The sequence below is a fragment of the Paenibacillus radicis (ex Gao et al. 2016) genome, from assembly GCF_014641555.1.
Lineage (GTDB): Bacteria > Bacillota > Bacilli > Paenibacillales > Paenibacillaceae > Pristimantibacillus > Pristimantibacillus radicis.
The window spans coordinates 1-6,689 of record NZ_BMHY01000011.1 but is presented as its reverse complement, the minus strand read 5'-3'; the positions used below and the strand labels follow the sequence as shown (position 1 = coordinate 6,689).

The 6,689-nt window shown below is 54.9% G+C and carries 5 protein-coding genes; 1 reads left to right on the top strand and 4 read right to left on the bottom strand.

What is annotated here, in order from left to right; translation table 11 throughout:
- The 4 genes from fmt to coaBC all read right to left on the bottom strand — a co-directional run.
- Window positions 1-910: methionyl-tRNA formyltransferase (gene fmt, locus IEX98_RS22545; RefSeq protein WP_188891716.1), on the bottom strand; the 910-nt coding region annotated here is incomplete at its 3' end.
- 4 nt (window positions 911-914) lie between these two features.
- Complete coding sequence (def, locus tag IEX98_RS22540; protein WP_188891714.1) at window positions 915-1,403, bottom strand: peptide deformylase; 489 nt, start codon at window positions 1,401-1,403, stop codon at window positions 915-917.
- A gap of 40 nt (window positions 1,404-1,443) precedes the next feature.
- Window positions 1,444-3,939, bottom strand: a complete 2,496-nt coding sequence (gene priA, locus IEX98_RS22535; protein ID WP_188891712.1) for a primosomal protein N' — start codon at window positions 3,937-3,939, stop codon at window positions 1,444-1,446.
- Window positions 3,936-5,150: a bifunctional phosphopantothenoylcysteine decarboxylase/phosphopantothenate--cysteine ligase CoaBC gene (coaBC, locus tag IEX98_RS22530; RefSeq protein ID WP_188891710.1), complete on the bottom strand. Its 1,215-nt coding sequence runs from the start codon at window positions 5,148-5,150 to the stop codon at window positions 3,936-3,938. Before coaBC ends, priA begins: the two co-directional genes overlap by 4 nt.
- Before the next feature lie 228 nt (window positions 5,151-5,378).
- Between coaBC and IEX98_RS22525 the strand changes: the two genes are divergently transcribed.
- Window positions 5,379-6,332 carry a J domain-containing protein gene (locus IEX98_RS22525; protein WP_188891707.1) on the top strand — a complete coding sequence of 318 codons (954 nt, stop codon included), beginning with the start codon at window positions 5,379-5,381 and terminating at the stop codon, window positions 6,330-6,332.
- The last annotated feature ends 357 nt before the right edge of the window (window positions 6,333-6,689 follow it).

The following is a 6,689-nucleotide window of genomic DNA, read 5'->3' as shown; positions in this document are numbered from 1 at the left end:
AGCCCTTCAGCCATTCCGATACAGCCATTACCCGTTTTCCAGAAGGCTGAATATTCTGCAGCAGCAGAATGCCGCTGCCCGTCTGCACAGCAATGCCCCGGTCACTTGCTTCCAGTACCGTACCAGAAGTTGATTCATTGTTTCCAGCAGAACCATTCTCCGGTTTGGCGCAAGTCCACACTTTGAACACTTCGCCTTGAAGCGTCGTAAATGCACCCGCCATCGGGGAAAGACCTCTTACCTGGTCATAGATCTGCCTAGCTGTGCGGCTCCAGTCAATCCGCTCATCCTCGCGCGTCAAGTTCGGCGCGTAGGTAGCCAGCTCGTCCTGCTGCGGTTCAGCCTTAACTTCGCCTGCCACAATGGCAGGCAGCGTACGGCCCAGCAAATCAGCGCCCGCGATGCTCAGCTTCTCGAACATCGTTCCGGATGTGTCCTCATCCTCAATTGGCACTTCAATTCTGCTAATCATATCGCCCGTATCTAATCCGGCAGCCATATACATAATGGTGACACCGGTTACTTTCTCTCCGTTCATGATCGAACGCTGAATCGGCGCACCGCCGCGGTACTTCGGCAGCAGCGATCCGTGAACGTTGATGCATCCCAGTCGAGGCAGCTCCAGCACCCCTTTGGGTAAAATCTGCCCGTAAGCTGCTGTTACGATCAGCTCCGGCTCATACGCTGCGACGGCTGCGACAGCTTCTTCACTGCGCATCCGCTCTGGCTGCAGCACCGGCAGTCCGTAGCCTAAAGCCGCTTCTTTCACCGGGGGAGGCGTCAGCGTCCGTTTGCGGCCCTTCGGCCGGTCCGGCTGTGTAACTACCGCGACGACCTCATAGCCCTGCTCCATTAGAAGCTGCAGGGACGGGACGGCAAATTCAGGCGTTCCCATAAATACAATACGCATTTCGTTATTCGCCGCCTTTGCGTTGTCTTTCCGAAATGTCGTAGACACTCTCGGCAAGGTCAGTAAACAAAATGCCATTCAGATGATCCACCTCATGCTGGAAAGCACGAGCCAGAAAACCGGTCGCTTCAACCGAGAACGGCGTGCCGTCGGCCGATTGTCCGTTTACGACGATCCGGTCAGCACGTCTTACGTCGCCATTCAGGTTCGGGATGCTAAGGCAGCCCTCCGGCCCCAATTGTTCGCCCTCTTGCTCGACAATAACGGGATTGACCATCTCGATCAAGCCAGACTCCTCATCACCGATATCAACGACGATAACGCGTTTGGAGATGCCGATTTGCGGTGCGGCAAGACCTACGCCGTCAGCATCATACATCGTCTCCGCCATATCTTTAAGAAGCTTTTGAAGATTGGAATTAAATTTCGTTACTTCTTTGGCCGGTTCTCTGAGCACCGGATCTGGATCTTTAACAATAATACGAATAGCCATGAATAGTTCCCTTCCTTTATAACCGTATATGGTATTTATTTTATAAGATGACCTGAGGGTCGACATCGATGCTGAACAGCACTTGTTTTTGCGCTGGTCCCTCCAAAAAAGGAGCGGTAGCTTTTCGCAGCAACGCCGGCACATCGATGTTTCCCCGATATTTTATCACAACTTGAAAACGGTAGCGATCTTTCATTCGCGAAATCGGCGAAGAGACAGGTCCCAGAACCTCCAATGCACGCTTTGATCCGCTGTCCAGCGAGTCTAGGACACCTTCTGCTGCGGCCAGCTCACGCAAACGGGAGGCGAACTGCTCGCTTACCGAAGAGAGCTGCGCCAACTGCTCATGCGACATCGTAACAAGCACAAGACGGCAAAACGGCGGATAGCCCATCACTCCGCGATGCTTCAGCTCCTCGCGTATGAACGCGGCATAATCATGATGCTGCGCCGTTAGGATCGCGTAATGCTCCGGCGTATAGGTTTGAACAACAACCTCGCCCGGCAGATGATGACGCCCGGCCCGGCCGGCTACCTGTGTCAGCAATTGGAACGTGCGCTCCGCAGCCCGGAAATCAGGGAGATTCAATGAAGTATCTGCTGCAATAACCCCTACAAGCGTTACGAATGGAAAATCAAGTCCCTTGGCAACCATCTGTGTACCTAGCAGTACATCCGCTTCCCGGTCGCCGAACTGCTTCAGCAGCTTTTCATGCGCATTTTTTTCCGTAGTCGTATCCACGTCCATTCGAATGACGCGAATGCCGGGAAACAGCTTCGCCAGCTCCTCCTCGACCTTTTGCGTGCCGGTACCGAAATACCGGATGTGCTCGCTTTCGCAGGAGGGGCAGTTTTTTGGCGCCAGCTCGGCATGCCCGCAATAATGACAGCGCAAAGCACGCGTTTTTTGATGATAAGTAAGTGAAATATCGCAATGCGTGCAAGCCGCCGTATAACCGCAGGAGCGGCACATAACGAACGTGGAGTAGCCCCGCCGATTAAGCAGCAGCACCGATTGCTCGCCGCGCTCCAGCCGCTCGGCCAGCGCCGCGTGCAAGCGGCGGCTGAACATGGAGCGGTTGCCCTCCAGCAGCTCGGCGCGCATGTCGATTACATCAACCGGAGGCATCGGACGATCGCCGACCCGGTTCGGCATCGGCAGCAGTCCGGATTCACGTCCCGGCGCAGGCGGCCGGCTTGCCGCCGCGAACGACTCTAGCGACGGTGTCGCCGAGCCTAGTACAACCGCTGCGCCATGCTGTCTCGCACGCTTCACAGCGACGTCGCGGGCATGGTATTTCGGACTCTCCTCCTGCTTGTAGGAGGATTCATGCTCTTCATCTATTATGATAAGCCCAATTCGCTCAAAAGGTGCAAAAATCGCCGATCTCGCCCCAATAGCTACTTGAACGCGGCGGCTTCTTATTTTTCGCCATTCATCGTACCGTTCGCCATTCGACAGACGGCTGTGCAGAACGGCTACGGCGTCGCCGAAGCGGCCCTTGAACCGTTCTACCATTTGAGGCGTCAGCGAAATTTCCGGCACCAGCACGATCGCTTGTTTTCCTAGTTCCAAGCAATGCTGAATGGATTGCAAATAGACTTCGGTTTTGCCGCTGCCCGTAACGCCATGCAGCAGCAGCGCCTGCGGCTCGCCCCGGCTGACGGAAGCCGCGATCCGCTCGTAGACAGCTTGCTGGCCCTCCATCAGCGGCAGCGGTTCTGTATGCCGGAATTCGCGTCCAGCGTACGGATCACGCTGCTGCTCGACTTCGCGCAGTCCGAGCAGCCCTTTGTCGACCAGCGAACGGACGCTGGCCGGCGATCCGCCCGCTTCCGCCAGCATCACTGCCAGCGGCATCGGCTCGCCGCGTTCCAGCATAAACGCGAGCAGCTCCCGCTGCTTGGCTGCTCTCACTGGAAAAGCGGCGAGCGCCTCCTCGGCCGCAGCGCGATCATGAGGCGGGAAGACGGTCAGTACTTTACGCACCGCAAGCCGGTCGCGAATCGACGCTTGTTCGAGAAGCACCCCTTCGCGGAGCGCCATTTTCACAGCAGCCGCATGTTGGGGGAAACGCTCCTGTACGGTCTCGAGCTTAGCTTGCCCCTGCTTGGCTAGCCAATCGGCCAGCTCAACTGGCAGCAAAGAGGTTAAACCGTCACCTTCCTCGGCCTCGTCCGGGTTCAAGCTAATGAGCCGCTGCGCCTTTCCTTTCAAAGCTGCCGGTATCATCGCCTGCAATGCAGCGATCCAGGAGCAGCAATACTTGTCGCTAATCCATTCCGCCAGCTCAATCAGATCTGGCAGCAGCGGCGGCACCGGGTCCAGCAGCTCGGAGAGCGGCTTGATCCGCGCCGCATCAATGCCGGCCGTTTCGGCAAAGCCGATGACGAAGCCCTGAAGGACGCGTCCGCCGAACGGCACGCCTACCCGGCTTCCAACCTCTATCCAGTCCTGCATAGCAGGCGGCACCTCGTAATCGAATGGCCGGTCCGTCTGGCGGCTCGGCACATCGACGATAACTTTGGCGATCATTCCGTCCGCCTCCGCGTGCTCGCCATTCTATCCGCCGCATGAATGAGCAGCCGCTGAGCGACTTCACGCTTTGACAGCATCGGCAGCGATTCAATTAATCCTTCTGGTCCGTATAACTGAACGATATTGGTGTCGCCGTTAAAGCCAGCGCCATCTGCTCCAACGTCATTCGCAACGATAAGGTCGCAGTTTTTCCGCGTCAGCTTGTCCATGGCGTACCGCTCTACATCTTCCGTCTCGGCAGCAAAGCCGATCAGCAGCTGCCCCTTCTTCTTTTCACCCAGCGTTTGCAAAATATCGGTCGTCCGTTCCAGTTCCAGCGTCAGGCTTTCACCGTTCTTTTTCAGCTTTTGCCCATGCTGCTTTACCGGTCGGTAGTCGGCGACGGCTGCTGCTTTCACGACGATGTCCGCCGTATCGAACCGTTCCGTAACGGCTTCCAGCATTTGCTGTGCGGATTCTACCCGTACAAGCTCAACGCCCGCGGGCGGCTGAGCGGACGTACGTCCGGCAATCAGCGTAACCTGCGCTCCCATCGCTTTCGCGGCTTCGGCGATGGCAAAGCCCATTTTGCCCGATGAATCATTGGTCAAATATCGGACGGGATCAAGCCGCTCCACCGTCCCGCCGGCCGTCACGAGTACACGCTGGCCAGCCAGCGTATTACCCTGTGCAAAAAAAGCCTCCACCGCTTTCACAATGTCCTCCGGCTCAGCCAGACGTCCTTTGGCCACGTAACCGCATGCCAGCTGCCCCGTACCCGGCTCGACGAACATCGCGCCCCGTTCTGCAAGCAACTCCAGATTGCGGACGACAGCTGCATTCTCGTACATATGAACATTCATTGCCGGTGCGATGAGTACCGGACTTGTCGCTGCCAGCATCGTCGTACTTAGCATGTCGTCAGCGAGACCATTCGCTATTTTGCCGATCGCATTCGCCGTTGCCGGCGCGATAATGATCAGGTCAGCATGATCAGCCAAATGTATATGAGCGACCACAGACGGGTCCCGCTCTTCGAACGTATCGATGTAGACGGGATGACGCGACAACGTCTGCAGCGTAAGCGGCGTAATGAACTTGGCCGCCGATTCCGTCATAATGACGCGAACGTCTGCGCCTGCCTGCACCAGCTTGCTGCAAAGCGCCGCTCCCTTATAGGCTGCGATTCCGCCAGTGATGCCCAATATGATCGTTTTGCCTTTTAACATATAATAGCCCCCGTTATTAAGCTGTTAATCTATGTATTGACTGATTATTGCGAGCCCATTCGCGCTTTTTCCTATCATACCATAAGGACCCTCTTTTTGTAGCCCGAAGGCGCTGCCTCGCTTTCAAATAAATGCATGGCCGGAATGATTGGAAATCTCTCATCTAAATCCGTATACTAGAGTATAGGAATGATCGATCTCCCCTAAAATAGACAGAGGTGAATCCCCATGAACGAATTGCAGCAAGCGTATCAGACGATGGGCCTTCCCGAGCATGCATCCAAGGATGAAGTGGAAAAGCGCTACACGATTTTGATGCGTCAGGAGCGATCCAGGCAGAAGCAGCAGGACGCTATGCGTTCCGCCGAAGCACCTGGTTCAGAGACAGCCAAGGTACAAACCGGCACACCCGATTTCGAAACGGTAACCCGCGCTTACCGGTTTATTTTGGAGTATGAGGACAAGGTTGCAGCCGAGCAATTTAATGCGCAGGAATACGGAAAATATAAAAACATGGCGGGTACAGCCCAGAAAGTCGACCACTTCTGGCGCTATTACAAGTTCCATGTGTTTGGCGGCATCGCACTCATTGCGCTGATCATCTACGCCGTTACGCTGTACATCGACCATCGCGAAGAGCAAGCCCGGCTGGCGAGTCTCCCTCCAGTTGATCTCTCGGTGATGTATATCGGCGAATTTTATATGAACTCAGACGATAATAAAACAGGTACAGAAGAACAAATCGAAAATGCACTGCTTGCTCAGTTTCCAGATTGGAAGCGTTTTAAAGTGAATTTCACCTATGTTGCGATGGAAGCTAAGGATCAGATGGATATGGCTTCTCAGCAGAAGGCAATGGTTATGCTGGCAACCGAAAAGCCGGACATTTACATTTTGGATAAAGCGACGTTCAACTGGATTGCTCCGCAAGGCGCATTTCTAAATCTGGACGACATTGCGTCAGGATTGGTGAAGGATACATTCCAGACGGATGCCGCCTTCAAGTACAAGACGGAAGAGGATACGGCCGAGCATGTATACGGTATCGACATTTCAAGCAGTCCGCTGATTAAGAACATCCCGGTGCTGGCAAAAGACAACTTTATCGTCGGCGTTCGCGTCACATCTGATAAGTCGGAAAAGGCTTTGGCCTTCATCGAACATTTCCTCGCCGCAAAATAACGAAATCCCGCCCAATCGGCCGATGCCGGTCAGGCGGGATTTTTTTATAGGCGTGTTACTTGGTTATTTCAGCCGTATGAATCAGCCTCGCTTTTGTGCGCAAACGTCGTCCGCCCTGTTAGCTGTTTGCCTGCCAGCGAAGCTGATTCGCTGTTTAGCGAAACAAACTTCGCTCTGATGCACCGCTCGCTTCAAGTTGCCTATTCGGCCATTTAGCGAACCTGATTCGCTATACTGCTCCATGCGCTTCAAGTTCCTTGTTCGACCATTTAGCGAACCCGATTCGCTGTTTAACGAAGTAAACTTCGCTGTAACCTGCCCCATCGTTGTCCCCGCACGCTATAGCGAAGCTAATTT

Coding starts and splice junctions, on each gene's coding strand:
- def (WP_188891714.1), bottom strand. CDS start 1,403: ATGGCTATTCGTATTATTGTTAAAGATCCAGATCCGGTGCTCAGAGAA.
- priA (WP_188891712.1), bottom strand. CDS start 3,939: ATGATCGCCAAAGTTATCGTCGATGTGCCGAGCCGCCAGACGGACCGG.
- coaBC (WP_188891710.1), bottom strand. CDS start 5,150: ATGTTAAAAGGCAAAACGATCATATTGGGCATCACTGGCGGAATCGCA.
- IEX98_RS22525 (WP_188891707.1), top strand. CDS start 5,379: ATGAACGAATTGCAGCAAGCGTATCAGACGATGGGCCTTCCCGAGCAT.